The sequence below is a fragment of the Desulfitobacterium sp. genome, from assembly GCF_035539115.1.
Lineage (GTDB): Bacteria > Bacillota > Desulfitobacteriia > Desulfitobacteriales > Desulfitobacteriaceae > Desulfitobacterium_A.
In genome coordinates this window covers 91,039-105,308 of sequence record NZ_DATLJA010000029.1, presented here as the reverse complement: position 1 = coordinate 105,308, position 14,270 = coordinate 91,039, and the positions used below count along the sequence as shown (strand labels likewise).

The following is a 14,270-nucleotide window of genomic DNA, read 5'->3' as shown; positions in this document are numbered from 1 at the left end:
TTTACCAAACTTGGGCGATTTGAGTATCAAATTTTTCAGCTGTTTGTTTATGAATTCTCAGTTTCCAACTTCTATACTCCAGTGCGTCGAGTATCTTTTTAGAAGCTTCTTGCGGGTCCACTTCAAAGATGAAGTTACCACCAAAGACGTCATGCGCAATTTGGGTTGTAACTCCGTAGACGAGATCGCTTCCTTCCAAGAATGGCAGGGTTCCGACATGGACGGGTACACCCATGGCAACGCCAAAGGTACCGATCGCCACTGCCTTTTCATGCATGGCTTCAGGGGCAGATGCAGCAAAGGGTACTTTTGGTGAATCAACCCCAAGCTCTTCGGCCATCGCCATAAGGAGATTCATGCCGCGGCTATTGTCAACACAGGCGCCAATATGGAAGACGAGTGGTAGACCTGTTGTGAGCTGCGGGTTGGCTTCTTCGAGCGTCCGTAGAAAGCTCTTGAGTCCATCTCCGGCGTAAGCATCAACAGCAGCTGGACTCATTAAACCAAACTTGGCGAAGGCTCCAGCTGAACAACCAGTGGCAATAACGAAGACATCGTTTTTAACCAGTTCCTTAAGAATAGCAATATGGGACTCGTCTTGAGGACGTTTAAGGTTGTTGCACCCAGCCATCTGAACGACCCCTTTGATTTGACCACTCAGGATAGCATCAGTGAGAACGGAAATTGGATGATCAGGGTTGATTTTAGCGAAGATTTCAGTTAAAGCTTCGAGACTAAAGCCAGCAACGAGTTTGTGCCGTTCACTGGGAATCGAAATTTTCTTGGGATCACGGTTCGTATAGGCTTCAATTGCGATTCGAATCAATTTTTCGGCGTCTCCCATGGCTGTTTCGGCATTAAAGGCTATATGTTGGGCACCCGGAATTTTCATGATGCCTTCAGTCGTAACGACCTTAGTATGGAAGCATTCTGCTACTTGCTGGACAGCAGGATAAATACATTGAATATCGACCACCATCGCATCAAGTGCGCCTGTCATGATTGCCATCTCTTGGGAGGCAGAAGAGGTCGCTAAGTATACGCCTTCACGCATCAAGAGCTCATTACCGGTACAGCAGATGCCAACAATGTTGACACCTTCGGCTCCAACCTTTTTGGCTTCATCTTTCATTTTACGAGCAGCGGCAACGACCATTTCACTGAGAACCGGATTATGACCATGAACGGCAATATTAACCATCTTAGGATTAATGACTCCAAGATTAGATTCAGAGACAATGGGCTTTGGCACGCCGAAGAGAATGTCACTAAAGGTAGTTCCGATATATTCTCCGCCTAAATCGGCTAGAGAGCCTTTTATACCACCGAAGATAAGATTAACTGGGTCACTGTCCACGCCCATTGCCGTTTGAGCTGTAAGCTCGGTTACGGTGCCGTCGATTGAGCGCGGCATAACATTTGTATGTTGGAATTTTTGGCGGCGTTGCTCACTGAGTTGGCTATCTAAGAAAGCTAAAGGTCGGTCTTGATAACGACCAAAATCTTCATAAGCAATTTCAGTCACGTCTTTAAATATCTCACGAACTTCACGATTTAGGGTGAGAACCCCCAGATCAGATGCTAATTTATGAAGCTTTTCCGGTGATTTAATTTCGTAATCTGGGGCATTGCCTTCTAGCATTGCGTGAGCGGTGTGTAAAACGTGTCGAGCATGTTCAGAATGGGATGCAGCCCCTCCGGCGATCATTCGGACTAAGTTACGAGAAACGATCGTGTAGGCGGTAGCTCCACAGATTCCTTTGCTACCCGGGCCTTCTTGAGTTTTAACGCGACAGGGACCGGCTAGACAAATCCGACAACAAACACCTTTATACCCGAAACCGCATTGGGGTTGTTGAGCAACAAAACGGTCAAAAACGGTTTCAATATGTTGTTCTTGTGCTACTTTGAGCATTTCCAGGGCACCTGGATCAGTGGTGCGCAAGGGATTTTTTGGCTCGATCACACGTGATGCATCTGAGGGTCGGGCAGTGTGTGTCAAATCCCGATATCTGGGCATAAATCAAACCTCCTCCTTTTTACTCGCTCAGAATAAACTCTGTATGCTGAATCTAGAATACGGAATCCATCATCTCCCCTCTGCAATAATATGTTGGTAGATGTCTTCAAGTTGAAAACCTGGGGCACCTGAAGGAAAAGCGGCCGAGCCAGTGTTGACAGACATATCAAGCAATTCCTCACTAAAAGGAATAAGACCCAACAATGTCTCCGCCGAAAATTGACTTTGTAAAAATTGCTCTTCTTTAACACTACGGATTTTGTTGCCAACGACGACAACCTTTGGTATACCTAATTCTAGAGCGAGTTTCTGAATGACCTTCACTGTATGAACACTAACAGTGCTGGCTTCGGTTATAATGACGAGAATATCTACCCCTTGGGCCGTACCTCGGGTTAATTGCTCGATACCTGCTCCCATATCCAAGATGACGGTGTCCTCTTCACCGAGGATCAACGAATTCACAAGCGCATGGAGAAAACTATTTTCTTTACAATAGCAGGAGGTTCCGCCTCCTTTGATATTTCCCATCCTGAAAAAACGAATCGATCCTAAGGGATCCCCTAACGAAATCGAATAATCATCGAGAATATCATCAACCTGAGGATTGAGCGGATAAAAGGCGCCACTCCCTCCCATCCGTTCTTCAATAAGCTCTTTCATGTCGACGATTGGTTTCAAGTCTGCCAAAACTTCATCGGAGATGCCTAAGACCGTACCCAAACTCGCATCGGGATCGGCATCCACAGCCAAAACCTGAACGCCACGTGTCGCCAACCAAAAGGCTAAATTTGCTGCAAAGGTCGTCTTCCCGACCCCACCTTTTCCTGAAATAGCAATCTTCAATTTGGGTCATCTCCTATTCTTATGAACATGAAAGCCTGTATATTTTCATGTTCTGATATCGATCGGCAATATTACACAAAATACCTTTTAATTCTAATTCGATATTAAAAGAATAAATCCTACTAACATTGCACGTTATATCACAATTTCTTTATAACTTTTGATTGTCCTTTTTTTCAAAAAAATTAATCTTTTTAAGTTATTCTCCTGAAGTTCACTAAATCCTGCAAAGATTCAGAAAATTATGTTGTTGCCTCTAAACGGTATCTTTTTTAGGGGGAACAGTAGTATTTTATTGTTCAATAGTTTCGTCGGTTGTTTTAATTATTCCTTCTTTGTGAAACTATACTCAACTATTCAAAATATAAATATAAATCAAAATATAAATATAAATCAAAATATTACAAACCTATGTAGTTTAAAGGCGAATTTTTATGAAAACACCTTTTTAAAAACAATTCTGTCTTTAAAAAGGTGTTCAGAGTCAAGAATTAATGTGTCTCGGAAGGACCATCCTGGGAATCCGTAATTTTTAAATAATAGAGAATGCTCGATTTCCCCTCCTGGAAGTTCCCATTTACCTACAAAGCGATCGTACTTAGGATGTTGAGCAACGAGGACTTTGGCATCTTGGATTTCAAGGAGTGCAAGAACGTCGAGAAGACTATTTTGTAACAGCATAAGACTTATTGTCTGGATATTTCGTGGTGAGCTTTAAAATTAGTGGGGCCAAGGATGGAAGGCTAAACCTGTAGCTCCTGGTCCAACATGAGTTGCAATCACGGGTCCGGCCTCAAATACGCGGATTTCGTGAGCAAAATATTTCTCCTGGAGTTCTTTGGCAATTTTGTTCCCCTCTTCAGGTAAGCCAACGTGGATTACGGCAATCCGGTAAGAGATTCCAGAGGAAAGTGCACGATCTAGCTCAGTTATAACTCTTTGCCAGGCTTTACCTTTAGTTCGAACCTTTTCAAAAACGTCAATTATTCCCGAAGAATTAAAGTAGAGGATGGGTTTAATTTGAAGTAAAGTTCCCATTAAAGCTGCCGTTCCTCCGATGCGCCCGCCCCTTTGGAGATATTCTAGAGTATCAACTATAAAATACAGCTCAGTTTGTTCTTTTAATTTAGGTAATCTATTAATGATTTCGGGTGCGTTAAAACCCGCTTCAGCCCATTCTGCAGCGGCCCATGCGAGAAGTCCTAGCCCTAAAAGAGCCTGAATCGAAAATCTGGATGGGAACATCAGGAAGCAGTGCTCGTGCCATTTGCGCAGTATTAATCGTACCACTGATTTTCTGGGATAAATGTAAGCTCACAATTTCTTGATACCCTGCCATAATCAAGGATTCATAAACTTGAAGGAATGCACCAACAGAAGGTTGTGAGGTTGTTGAAGTGCCTTTTCCTAATTTAGTAAAAAAGTTCTCGATAGAGAGCTCATTTTCAGCAAAAGTTTCATCCTTAATTGTTACGGTTAAAGCGACAATTCTAATATCGTATTTTCTGAGGATATCTGGAGTCAGATACCCAGTCGAATCCATGACTATTGCGGTTCTTCGCAAAAATATTCTCCCCCACTCATTTATTCAATAATTTCAGACGCATGTATTATAATTTCTCTTTTTTGCTTACAAAAAAAGGTTATTTAATTGGGGTAAATTAATTACTTATAGTAGTATATCTAATATATTGTAGAACTGCAATATATTAGAAGGTAGAGAAAGGGCTGAAGGCAAAACCTGATAAAAAAGTTATAAGCAATTTAGAAAGAAAAAAGTATGCTTGACAGTCCGTCTGGCGTTTGTTAATATAATACTCGTTCGGTAAACGGGGCGTAGCGCAGTTTGGTAGCGTGCTTGGTTCGGGACCAAGAGGCCGCAGGTTCGAATCCTGTCGCCCCGACCATTGTTATTTCAGGGTTTTCTCAAGATGAGAAAACCCTTTGTTCTTATATTTGAGCTTTTTTGACCCTCTTTTGGCATTATTCTTTGGCAAATTCACTTTTCGCGAGTATGATTATCTAAAGTGATTAGAATTTGGGTGATTTTATGTTAGAAGGTCATAAAACAGTAATCAGGCCTCTTGAAATCGAGGATATTGAGGCGTTTTATCAGTGGTATAATGACCAAGAAGTCAATCTGTGGTCTAGTGGAGCCTGGCCACTGAATACGCTGCTAAGCAAAAATGAAATTGAAGGACGCTTCTTTGATCCGGATTCGGATGAACGGCGCTATGCGATTCTCAATCTGCAGCAAGAACTTATTGGCACGATTGGTTTTCGGGAGGTGAATATCCCAGCCCAATCGGCGACCCTTTTTATTGTCATCGGCGATAAGAAACATTGGGGACAAGGGTTTGGGACAGATGCACTTGAGACTTTCCTTCTATATATATTTAGTCAATGGAATTTTCATCGCCTCAGTCTGGATACTTGGGATGGCAATCTACGCGCGATCAAAGCATATGAGAAACTCGGATTTAAGTTAGAAGGAAAACTGAGAGAAGCCCGTTTTGTTCAAGGGCAATATCATGATGCTTTGATTTTTGGTTTGCTCCGCCCTGAGTTTTTCAAGAAAAGTTGAAATTCGACAAGATATAGAGTATGATATATTCAATTTCAAACAAATAAATTGTCTACCCTCTGGGGATAGGTGAAATTCCTTACCGGCGGTAAAGCCCGCGAGCCGAAAGGCTGATCTGGTGTATGTCCAGAGCCGACAGTATAGTCTGGATGGAAAGAGGAGCTTGCGCAGATGTTCTATGTTCGCATGTTCTTTTTAGTGTGCCCTAAGCACCCGGAGGTTTTTCGGGTGCTTTTTTATTTATTTAACCCAAACGGGGAAACTAGTTAAATTAGAAGATTTAGAGGGAAGTTCTATGATTGATGATTCAACGATTAATAATAATAATAATATTGATGGTAATGATGAAAAATATATGCGTCGTGCTTTGCAACTGGCTACTCAAGCGGTCGGGCGCACAAGTCCAAACCCCTTAGTCGGTTGTTTGATTGTTAAAAACAATATGGTTATGGGGGAAGGATTTCATCATCAGGCAGGTACCCCCCATGCTGAAGTACATGCCTTGGAACAAGCAGGAGAAAATGCTCGGGGTGCGACCGCTTATGTTACCCTGGAGCCTTGCTCGCATTTCGGCAGAACTCCACCCTGCGCGGATGCTCTAATTAAAGCAGGAATTCAAAGAGCTGTTGTGGCAATGCAAGATCCTAATCCTCGCGTTAGCGGTGAAGGAATCAAGCGTTTACGGGGAGCAGGAATCCAAATCGAAGTAGGTTTATGCGCAGACGAGGCCGGAAAACTGAATTTGCCCTTTCTGAAAGCAGTTCAAACCGGTCTCCCCTATCTCGTTTATAAGGCGGCTTCAACTTTAGATGGGAAAATTGCAACTGAGACGGGAGATTCCCGCTGGATTAGCAATGAATCTTCACGACGCTATGCGCATGAATTAAGAAATCAATTGGATGTTATTCTCGTAGGAAGCGAAACAGTACTTAAGGATAATCCGGCTCTCACGTGTCGGCTGTCCGGGGGGCGTGATCCGGTCAGGGTTATTGTTGATGGGGCCTTGAGGCTTCCACTGGAAGCAAAAATCCTTTCCCCTCTTTCTTCAGCACCCTGCATAATCGCGACTTCACAATCAGCTTCTCAGGAAAAACTTGAGGTCTTGAAAGAATTTCCCCAAGTTGAAGTCTGGCAATATCCAGTACCTCGGCACGTACCTTTACAGAATTTAATGCGCGATCTTGTGGCTCGAGGCTGGAACAGTGTGTTACTCGAAGGTGGCGGGGGATTAGCTGGAGCCTTATTTCAGTCAGAATTAGTGGATGAAGTGGTATTTTTCTTCGCCCCCAAATTAATCGGCGGAAATGGCCCTTCTCCTTTAACTGGCCTGAAAATCGCTAAGATGGCTGAAGCGATCCCGTTAGAAATTGAGGAAGTTAGCCTGGAAACTGGAGATCTCCGAGTACGGGCACGCGTAAAGAAGTTGAGTTAAATGAAGGATTAAGGAGGTGCTCTTTTGTTTACAGGGATTATTGAAGAATTAGGAACAATTGCTGATCTACAGATTCTTCCTAATGCCGCCTACTTGACAATTGGGGCCCAAAAGGTATTGAAAAATACGCAGATTGGAGACAGTATTTCAGTCAATGGGGTTTGTTTAACGGTTGTGAAACTTCAGGATACTCGCTTTACTGTAGATGTAATGGCTGAAACTCTACAGAAAACAAATTTAGAAGAATTAGCTCGGGGTAGTAAAGTTAATCTCGAACGAGCACTGCAGCTTTCAACGCGCTTGGGTGGCCATCTAGTGAGTGGACATGTGGATGGAGTTGGGACTATCCAAAAAAAGATGAAAGTCGGAATTGCTGAGGTTTTTGAGATTACAACCTCACCTTCCTTAACTCATTACATTTTGCCAAAGGGTTCGATTTCCATTGACGGAATTTCCTTAACGGTGGTTAAGGTTAATCAACAAGGATTTTCGGTTTCCTTGATTCCCCATACACGACAGGAAACGACCTTGGGAATTAAAGGTGTGGGATCAAAAGTTAATCTTGAAACTGATTTAATTGGTAAATATGTCGCACGTTTTTTAGAAAATCAGTCTGATCCACAAGAACGTAAGGATTTATCAATGGAGTTTTTAGCCCAACATGGGTTTCTCTAAAATAAGCATTTAATGAGGAGTGATAGTCATGGGATTTAGCACGATAGAAGAAGCCATTGAAGAGATTCGTCAAGGTCATATGATTGTTGTGGTGGATGATGAAGACCGGGAAAACGAAGGAGACCTAGTGATGGCGGCGGAAAAAGTAACGCCCGAAGCGATTAATTTTATGGTTACGAATGCCCGCGGGCTAGTGTGCGTGCCAATGATTGCTGAACGACTGAGCGCTTTGAATTTGGATCAAATGGTTGAGCATAATACCGATCCAAAGGGAACGGCGTTTACTGTTAGTGTGGATAGTGATGACAGCACTACCGGGATATCTGCCTTTGAGCGCGCAGCAACAGTGGCAGTTTTAGCGAATCCGCACAGTAAACCCGAAAACCTCCACCAGCCGGGGCACATCTTCCCCTTGCGGGCTCGCGATGGAGGAGTTCTGGTACGCGCTGGTCATACGGAAGGTTCAGTCGATCTCGCCCGTCTAGCGGGTTTGGAACCGGCAGGAGTTATTTGCGAGATTATGAATGCTGATGGGACTATGGCCAGAGTACCTGAGTTGATGAAGTTTGTCGACAAGCATGGCCTAAAAATTGTGACGATTGAGGAGTTGATTCGTTATCGCCGAAAGACGGAGCTCCTAGTTGAGCGGGTTCAAAGTGTCCATCTGCCTACAGATTATGGGGATTTTGAAGCGGTGGGTTACCGCAGCTTATTGGATGGCCAAGAGCATATAGCTTTAGTTAAAGGCAAAGTCGACGATGGAGAACCAGTGTTGGTTCGTGTCCATTCTGAATGTTTGACCGGAGATGTCTTCCATTCTCGTCGTTGTGATTGTGGAGATCAGTTAACGGCAGCGATGGAAGAGATTGAAGCTGAAGGTCGCGGAGTTTTTCTTTATATGCGCCAGGAGGGCCGGGGAATCGGCTTACTCAATAAATTACGAGCTTATAAGCTTCAGGAAGAAGGGAAAGATACAGTCGAAGCTAACATTGCCTTAGGTTTTCCTCCTGACCTCAGAGATTATGGGGTTGGAGCCCAGATCCTCGCAGATTTAGGAATTAAAGAATTACGGTTACTCACGAACAATCCGCGTAAAATTGTGGGTCTAGAAGCCTACGGCTTAGAAGTTGTTGAACGCGTACCGATAGAAATGCCAGTTAAGCCTGAGAATAAACGTTATATGACAACAAAGAAATCAAAAATGGGTCATCTTTTGAATGAGGTTCTTTAAATTATCAAATTAAAGATTAGAAGTTTACGAGTTTATGAGTGGAAGGATGATTGAATCATGAAAACCTATGAAGGAAATTTGATGGCTAAAGGATTGAAATTTGGTATTGTCGTTGCGCGCTTTAACGAGTTTATCACGGGTAAGCTTGTTAGTGGAGCGTTAGATGCGTTAACCCGACATGGAGCTGAAGAAGAAGATGTAGAACTCGTTTGGGTGCCAGGAGCCTTTGAACTCCCATTAGTTGCTCAAAGACTAGCAGAAAGCAAGCGTTACGATGCTGTGATTTGTTTAGGGGCTGTTATTCGTGGAGCTACCCCTCATTTTGAGTATGTAAGCTCTGAAGTCAGTAAAGGCGTTGCCAACGTCGGCTTGGCGACTCATATGCCGGTGATTTTTGGCGTATTGACGACAGACTCAATTGAACAGGCGATTGAACGCGCGGGTACTAAAGGCGGAAATAAAGGCTATGATGCTGCCGTGACCGCAATTGAAACCGCAAACGTACTGAAACAACTTTGAAGGTAAATTCAGGAATAAATGACATTATGAGAGTAAATCTCCACTAAAAGATACCTTGCCAAAAGAGTGCTAGTTTCTTAGACTCTTAAGGTAAGGTATTTTTTTTAACAAGGAGATGAGCGTTATGGCTTCACAAAAGGGACAGACGGGCCAGGATAATCAAAAGCTTGAAGCTGCGCGCTTTGGAGATCAGCTGGCGATGAATCAGCTGATTGAGTATTATGAGCCCGAGATTCGGAAGATTGCCTGTAAGTATTTTTTACCGCGAGCAGATTACGAAGACTTGCTTCAAGAAGGACGCATTGCTATCTATAAAGCGATTATATCGTATAACCCGAATGCTGAGATTCCTTTCTTACATTTTGTACGCATGGTGATTAAACGCAAGCTAATTGATAGTTTACGGGCCTATAACCGGCAAAAACACCTTAATTTAAATAAGGCCTTCTCCCTGAATAATACCCTGGCTGAGGAGCAGGATGAAAGTTTCCTTAATATTATTCCTAATATTGAGGATCCGGAGTCCATAATCATAGCGGTTGATGAAGCACAATCCTTTATTCGTGAATTGACGCGTGAATTTTCCAACTTGGAGCTAACCGTATTTCGCTATCATTTCGTCGTAGGGATGAAACAGTGCGAAGTGACGCAACAGTTTGGTATGAGCACTAAGTCCTTAGACAACGCAATCCAGAGAATTCGTCGTAAAACGATAGCTTACCGTTCACGTCAAGCTGTGAGTTAAAGACAGCTAAAGGCGGTAAGGAAACTTAACCGAAAAAGGAGAGCATCGAAACTAAAGATTCGATGCTCTCCCCTTTTTGTATTTTTTAGGAAGATAATGAAAACAATTAAGCGATGCCCCCAGCTTTCGTAATCAATTTACTAACTTTTGAATGAGCATTTGTTGCTTCATTGGCTAACCGTAGATAGTTGTCTCTCAGTTCGTTATGATGGGCGCGTGTTGCTAAAGTCATATACCCTGTTGCAGCACTGGCAGCATCTTTTTCATAATCGTAGAGCATATCAAGATCAGTAAACATATTCATACCATTCTCTCCTTTCCAGCCCTTATTTCAAATCAGCCATACTATTTTTGAAGATATTCATGACATCTTCAAGCCCCTTAGCTTGTTCTTTGAAAAAAGATTTGATCGCAGGATCGGTAGCCATTTCGTTGTAAAGATGGCATTTTTTCATGGCGGTCTCAGTTTCAATTAGGCTACGTGTCACCATTCCTTCATCTAAGATAGTTTTCAGTTCCGCTTCATTATATTGCATTGCCCTATCCCCCTTTTAAGGTTTAAACTTCATATACAGGGTGTGTAGATGCACTTTAATTTATGCATACAAAGTTTTAGTCGCAAAATTTTATGCTATCCTGAAAAAGTCGAACATGATAAAATAATAAAGGAAATATAAAAAATTAAAAGAATATTAATCTTGTTTTAAGAAATTTGTTAAAGGGCTGGTGAAATTAATGGAATCCTTTAGTTTTAAAAAAGTTATGCGTGGATATGACCCTGAAGAAGTGGATAAAGCTTATGCAGAAATTCAGCATAGTTTATCTGAGGCCAATGCCGCCAATAGCGAACTCCGCTTACAAATCAATAGTTTGCGCGAACAAAATAAAGAATGGGGAAATCGTTTAAAGTCTTATGAAGAAGTGGATAGAGACCTGCGAGATGCCTTACTCAGTACCCAACGCGTGGCCAGTCAAGTTAAAGAAAATGCTGAACAAGATGCTCAGTTGCTTTTAGAAAACGCTAAAACTGAGGCGGAAACTATTTTTAGTGAGACCACACAACGAGCTGAACAAAGGGTAGCTGAACTCAAGGAAGAAGAGGTACATGCTCAGGAATCCCTGATGCGTTTAGAGGAACGAGTTTCAGAACTTACTCTAGAAAAAGAAGAGTTGGGGCAACGGATGGAAAAGGCCTCCGCTCAACTTGAAGTTCTTCGCCTGACCTTGAAGTTTTAAAAAAGTAATATTAATCAAATCCCTTAATTAGCCAATAAAGAAGGATCAATATGATTAGTATGAAGCTTATTGAGGCGGGTTTAGCAAAAAGCCCTTTAGGGCTTAGCTCGTCTAAATCAGGAGGATAAAGTTCGGGTTTGAACTCTTCGGAGAAATCGGTCGAACTTTCGAAGCTACTCTCTGAGTCTTGGGGAAGTGTTGTAAGTAATTCTCGAGCCTCCTCCAAATCTTCGCTAGGAACCCAGAGTTCGACCCCATTGATGATTCCGTAAGAAGCCCTTAAATTGCCGGAACCTGGGTATTTTTTTTGGATCTGTATTTGGGCTTCCTCAAGAAGTCCATTGATAATATCAGCTTCGATATCGCTGTTGACAGTAATAAGATAAGACCACATTGTTCCTCTCCCCTATCTTAACTGGACAAAAGGCTTGGCAAATTTCTGCTAAGCCTTAGTTGTCTTTACCACTTAATATTATATTCTTGCCAACGCCGATTGACGAGGTCTACTGTTTCTTGGGCTGGAATAACTTCACCTGGGTAGTCGGGTTTCATCCGAGCGTCGATTAAAATGGGACCATGATAAGTCACTCGATGATGATTGAGTTCAGTCCGAGCATAAATATCATGAGCTGGGTCGAAACGCGTAAAGACTTGCCATAGAAATCCGGAAGAGCTAGAAGCCAAATTGAGATCATCAAGTAAAACAATCAGAGGCCATTCTTTTAAGTTCTCAGCACTTTCATGTTGAAGAATTTCTTCAGCCCACTGCTGATTATCCGTAAATCCAGGACCACTAAGCATTAGGCAACCTGGACAGAAGGCTTGAGCACGAATCGTACCGAAGGGAAGTTCCTCGGTATAAGCGGCAGGTAGGTCTCGCTTTGGCTCACCTAATCCCAGCATAATGGCCTTACTCCCATGATTTAACTTGCGTCCAGTATAGTCGAGCGTATCCATTGAAGTTTCGGGGATAATCAAGAGATCGTTTTCCGGTTCAAAACGTTTAAGAACAGTCTCAAGCAGTTGAGGGAAATTCCGGAGATCTACCGGTATATCGGTAAGAATCAAAAATTTAGTTAAGGTCAGTAGACCCTCCCCTAAGATCCGGAAGGCATGGCCTAAAGCTTCACGGTGATAACTTTCCCGAACAACAGCTGCTGCCAAGGAGTGAAATCCTGTTTCAGCATAATCCCACAAGGATTTAACCCCTGGCATGACTAAGGGATACATTGGAGATAAGAGGTCTTGAAAGTATTCTCCAATGAAATAATCCTCTTGACGGGGCTTACCGACAATGGTGGCTGGATAGATCGCATCTTTACGGTGATACATGGTATGGATATTAAAAACCGGAAAATCATGCTGCAAGGAATAATACCCGTAGTGATCACCGAAAGGTCCCTCAGGTTTACGTAGGTGCGCTGGGACTGTGCCACAAAAAGCAAACTCTGCCTCGGAAATTAACGGATGAGGATGATTAGGGACTTGAACTTGAGAAAGTTTTTCCCCCATCATAAAAGATGTCAGCAAAAGCTCAGGCAGCATTTCTGGAAGAGGGGCAACTGCAGATAAAATCAAAGCGGGTGGTCCCCCTAAGAATAACGTGGTCGGAAGATCTCGTCCCAATTGTTCCGCTTCGTAATAATGAAAGCCGCCGCCCTTATGGATCTGCCAGTGTATTCCTGTTTGCTGAGGCCCATGAATTTGAATACGATACATCCCTAAATTATGTTCATGCGTTATAGGATGCTCGGTGTAGACAAGGGGTAAGGTTACAAAAGGACCACCATCCTTCGGCCAACTGGTCAGAACCGGAAGCTTATTAAGGTTCACATCCTTCTCCTGCACCTCTAGGAGAGGTGCACGTGAAGGTAGTACTTTGGTCATCCCTATTTTAGCTAACGGTAAAATCCAATCCTTTTCTTGCCAGAGCGTTTGAACTTTTGGGGGCATTAAACGATTTAAAGCCTGAACAGCTCGATTCACCGTTGCTTCGGGTTTAGGGCCAACGGCTAAGTCAACCCTGTGCCGAGTACCGAAAAGGTTCGTCACGACAGGAAAAGGGCTACCCTTGACCTTTTTAAAAAAGAGAGCAGGTCCTTCCTCTTCAATAACTCGACGGTGAATTTCAGCAAGCTCTAAATAAGGGTCAACTTCAGTTTCGATCTCGATTAGTTGTTTTTCCTGGCGTAAGGTATCCAGAAAACTGCGTAAATTTGCATGCATCGGCGTTATGTAACCTCACAGTCTTTATTTTACTAACAGGAAGTATAAGTTTTGGGCAGATAGCATAAGTGCAACTAAGGCTTCCGCCTAGGCCAGAGGCTTGGCGCAAGCCAAGTTTTCTTTATTTGTTGGCATTTGAGGAGAAATAGTCTTCAAGCTCTTGTAGAGCCTGCTGCATCAGCATTGTAAAATCCGTCTTAAGGTGCTTGATTTCTTCTGGGGTAAAAGAATCGGAATGAACGCCTGCAGTCATAACGACGGGAAAGTGACTTAACCTGGCTAAGGAATCCGCGAGTGGACTGGCGAAATCAATATCTTTATGGTTTGGTACCGGCGTGAGATAGAGATCAGCACTCCACCCTTCCCCGCTTAAGCTTGGACGCGGTACCGCAAGCACGACGCCACCAATATGAGGTTTTTCACCCCCAGTCAGCAACCCCTGAAGACCGTTCCCGGTATCCCATAATTCTAGAGCCAGGTAAAAGCGTCCTGTCCCAGATTGAAAAGTCCAGGACGGGAAAGGCTTGGAACTTTGCGTTTGGGGCATCTTAGTTCCTTTCTTCATTTCTTATTTTTATTGGAGCGAGCGCGATAAACAAAGATTAGGACCAGTAAGATTCCAGTAATGGTCAGGTTAATTGTTGGATTAAGGTGGCTAGAGAAAAAGATAAAGATAATAACAAGGAGAAAAAAGAGCATTTCAAATTTATTTCTCTGCATAAACCATACTCCTCACTTAAGCAAGTGATATTTGAT

General features: G+C 43.0%; 16 protein-coding genes, 1 tRNA gene, 1 pseudogene and 1 riboswitch. Of the genes and pseudogenes, 8 read left to right on the top strand and 10 right to left on the bottom strand.

Translation table 11 applies throughout. The features are described from left to right. Nucleotide 1: 1 nt before the first annotated feature. The 4 genes and pseudogenes from cooS to VM640_RS05550 all read right to left on the bottom strand — a co-directional run bounded on the left by cooS (nt 2) and on the right by VM640_RS05550 (nt 4,430). The gene (gene cooS / locus VM640_RS05565) at nt 2-2,020 is read right to left on the bottom strand and encodes an anaerobic carbon-monoxide dehydrogenase catalytic subunit (RefSeq protein WP_325390428.1); all 2,019 of its coding nucleotides are present in this window, start codon (nt 2,018-2,020) and stop codon (nt 2-4) included. A 69-nt stretch (nt 2,021-2,089) separates the two neighbouring features. After that, nucleotides 2,090-2,866, bottom strand: a complete 777-nt coding sequence (locus VM640_RS05560; protein ID WP_325390427.1) for an ATP-binding protein — start codon at nt 2,864-2,866, stop codon at nt 2,090-2,092. A 432-nt stretch (nt 2,867-3,298) separates the two neighbouring features. Next, nucleotides 3,299-3,547: an NUDIX hydrolase gene (locus tag VM640_RS05555; RefSeq protein WP_325390426.1), complete on the bottom strand. Its 249-nt coding sequence runs from the start codon at nt 3,545-3,547 to the stop codon at nt 3,299-3,301. A 39-nt stretch (nt 3,548-3,586) separates the two neighbouring features. Further along, nucleotides 3,587-4,430 (bottom strand): annotated as a pseudogene (locus VM640_RS05550) (DegV family protein). Between the two features lie 266 nt (nt 4,431-4,696). On the opposite strand from VM640_RS05550, the gene VM640_RS05545 reads away from it, so the two are divergent. From VM640_RS05545 to VM640_RS05515, 7 genes are all read left to right on the top strand, one after another. Beyond that, nucleotides 4,697-4,773 (top strand) — tRNA-Pro (locus VM640_RS05545). Nucleotides 4,774-4,916: 143 nt separating this feature from the next. Next, nucleotides 4,917-5,450 carry a GNAT family N-acetyltransferase gene (locus VM640_RS05540; RefSeq protein WP_325390425.1) on the top strand — a complete coding sequence of 178 codons (534 nt, stop codon included), beginning with the start codon at nt 4,917-4,919 and terminating at the stop codon, nt 5,448-5,450. A 51-nt stretch (nt 5,451-5,501) separates the two neighbouring features. Further along, a riboswitch (FMN riboswitch) is annotated at nt 5,502-5,615 on the top strand. Nucleotides 5,616-5,745: 130 nt separating this feature from the next. Continuing rightward, a complete protein-coding gene (gene ribD / locus VM640_RS05535; RefSeq protein WP_325390424.1) occupies nt 5,746-6,882 on the top strand; it encodes a bifunctional diaminohydroxyphosphoribosylaminopyrimidine deaminase/5-amino-6-(5-phosphoribosylamino)uracil reductase RibD in 1,137 nt (378 codons plus the stop codon). Between the two features lie 24 nt (nt 6,883-6,906). Then, nucleotides 6,907-7,557: a riboflavin synthase gene (locus tag VM640_RS05530; RefSeq protein ID WP_325390423.1), complete on the top strand. Its 651-nt coding sequence runs from the start codon at nt 6,907-6,909 to the stop codon at nt 7,555-7,557. A 28-nt stretch (nt 7,558-7,585) separates the two neighbouring features. Continuing rightward, complete coding sequence (locus VM640_RS05525) at nt 7,586-8,788, top strand: bifunctional 3,4-dihydroxy-2-butanone-4-phosphate synthase/GTP cyclohydrolase II (RefSeq protein ID WP_325390422.1); 1,203 nt, start codon at nt 7,586-7,588, stop codon at nt 8,786-8,788. Between the two features lie 57 nt (nt 8,789-8,845). Beyond that, nucleotides 8,846-9,307, top strand: a complete 462-nt coding sequence (ribH, locus tag VM640_RS05520) for a 6,7-dimethyl-8-ribityllumazine synthase (protein ID WP_325390421.1) — start codon at nt 8,846-8,848, stop codon at nt 9,305-9,307. A gap of 124 nt (nt 9,308-9,431) precedes the next feature. Next, entirely contained in the window at nt 9,432-10,052 is a 621-nt protein-coding gene (locus tag VM640_RS05515) for a sigma-70 family RNA polymerase sigma factor (RefSeq protein ID WP_325390420.1), read from the top strand. A gap of 106 nt (nt 10,053-10,158) precedes the next feature. On the opposite strand, the gene VM640_RS05510 is transcribed toward VM640_RS05515, so the two are convergent. Then, nucleotides 10,159-10,356, bottom strand: coding sequence for a spore coat protein (locus VM640_RS05510; RefSeq protein WP_325390419.1), 198 nt, complete (start codon nt 10,354-10,356; stop codon nt 10,159-10,161). Between the two features lie 22 nt (nt 10,357-10,378). Then, a complete protein-coding gene (locus VM640_RS05505) occupies nt 10,379-10,588 on the bottom strand; it encodes a hypothetical protein (protein ID WP_325390418.1) in 210 nt (69 codons plus the stop codon). Between the two features lie 199 nt (nt 10,589-10,787). Here VM640_RS05505 and VM640_RS05500 point away from each other — a divergent pair, with 199 nt between their 5' ends. Then, nucleotides 10,788-11,288, top strand: a complete 501-nt coding sequence (locus VM640_RS05500) for a DivIVA domain-containing protein (protein ID WP_325390497.1) — start codon at nt 10,788-10,790, stop codon at nt 11,286-11,288. A 10-nt stretch (nt 11,289-11,298) separates the two neighbouring features. Here VM640_RS05500 and VM640_RS05495 read toward each other — a convergent pair whose 3' ends face one another. From VM640_RS05495 to VM640_RS05480, 4 genes are all read right to left on the bottom strand, one after another. Then, on the bottom strand, nt 11,299-11,682 hold the full coding sequence (locus tag VM640_RS05495; RefSeq protein ID WP_325390417.1) for a putative signal transducing protein: 384 nt from the start codon (nt 11,680-11,682) through the stop codon (nt 11,299-11,301). 65 nt (nt 11,683-11,747) lie between these two features. Further along, nucleotides 11,748-13,514, bottom strand: coding sequence for a UbiD family decarboxylase (locus tag VM640_RS05490; protein WP_325390416.1), 1,767 nt, complete (start codon nt 13,512-13,514; stop codon nt 11,748-11,750). A gap of 121 nt (nt 13,515-13,635) precedes the next feature. Beyond that, nucleotides 13,636-14,061, bottom strand: coding sequence for a prenylated flavin chaperone LpdD (gene lpdD / locus VM640_RS05485; RefSeq protein ID WP_325390415.1), 426 nt, complete (start codon nt 14,059-14,061; stop codon nt 13,636-13,638). A 14-nt stretch (nt 14,062-14,075) separates the two neighbouring features. Beyond that, nucleotides 14,076-14,234: a hypothetical protein gene (locus VM640_RS05480; protein ID WP_325390414.1), complete on the bottom strand. Its 159-nt coding sequence runs from the start codon at nt 14,232-14,234 to the stop codon at nt 14,076-14,078. Nucleotides 14,235-14,270 lie beyond the last annotated feature (36 nt).

What these genes read in the sequence shown, in the direction of transcription:
- cooS (WP_325390428.1), bottom strand. Translation starts at nt 2,020, where the DNA reads ATGCCCAGATATCGGGATTTGACACACACTGCCCGACCCTCAGATGCA.
- VM640_RS05555 (WP_325390426.1), bottom strand. Translation starts at nt 3,547, where the DNA reads ATGCTGTTACAAAATAGTCTTCTCGACGTTCTTGCACTCCTTGAAATC.
- VM640_RS05540 (WP_325390425.1), top strand. Translation starts at nt 4,917, where the DNA reads ATGTTAGAAGGTCATAAAACAGTAATCAGGCCTCTTGAAATCGAGGAT.
- ribD (WP_325390424.1), top strand. Translation starts at nt 5,746, where the DNA reads ATGATTGATGATTCAACGATTAATAATAATAATAATATTGATGGTAAT.
- VM640_RS05525 (WP_325390422.1), top strand. Translation starts at nt 7,586, where the DNA reads ATGGGATTTAGCACGATAGAAGAAGCCATTGAAGAGATTCGTCAAGGT.
- ribH (WP_325390421.1), top strand. Translation starts at nt 8,846, where the DNA reads ATGAAAACCTATGAAGGAAATTTGATGGCTAAAGGATTGAAATTTGGT.
- VM640_RS05515 (WP_325390420.1), top strand. Translation starts at nt 9,432, where the DNA reads ATGGCTTCACAAAAGGGACAGACGGGCCAGGATAATCAAAAGCTTGAA.
- VM640_RS05510 (WP_325390419.1), bottom strand. Translation starts at nt 10,356, where the DNA reads ATGAATATGTTTACTGATCTTGATATGCTCTACGATTATGAAAAAGAT.
- VM640_RS05505 (WP_325390418.1), bottom strand. Translation starts at nt 10,588, where the DNA reads ATGCAATATAATGAAGCGGAACTGAAAACTATCTTAGATGAAGGAATG.
- VM640_RS05500 (WP_325390497.1), top strand. Translation starts at nt 10,788, where the DNA reads ATGGAATCCTTTAGTTTTAAAAAAGTTATGCGTGGATATGACCCTGAA.
- VM640_RS05495 (WP_325390417.1), bottom strand. Translation starts at nt 11,682, where the DNA reads ATGTGGTCTTATCTTATTACTGTCAACAGCGATATCGAAGCTGATATT.
- VM640_RS05490 (WP_325390416.1), bottom strand. Translation starts at nt 13,514, where the DNA reads ATGCATGCAAATTTACGCAGTTTTCTGGATACCTTACGCCAGGAAAAA.
- lpdD (WP_325390415.1), bottom strand. Translation starts at nt 14,061, where the DNA reads ATGCCCCAAACGCAAAGTTCCAAGCCTTTCCCGTCCTGGACTTTTCAA.
- VM640_RS05480 (WP_325390414.1), bottom strand. Translation starts at nt 14,234, where the DNA reads ATGCAGAGAAATAAATTTGAAATGCTCTTTTTTCTCCTTGTTATTATC.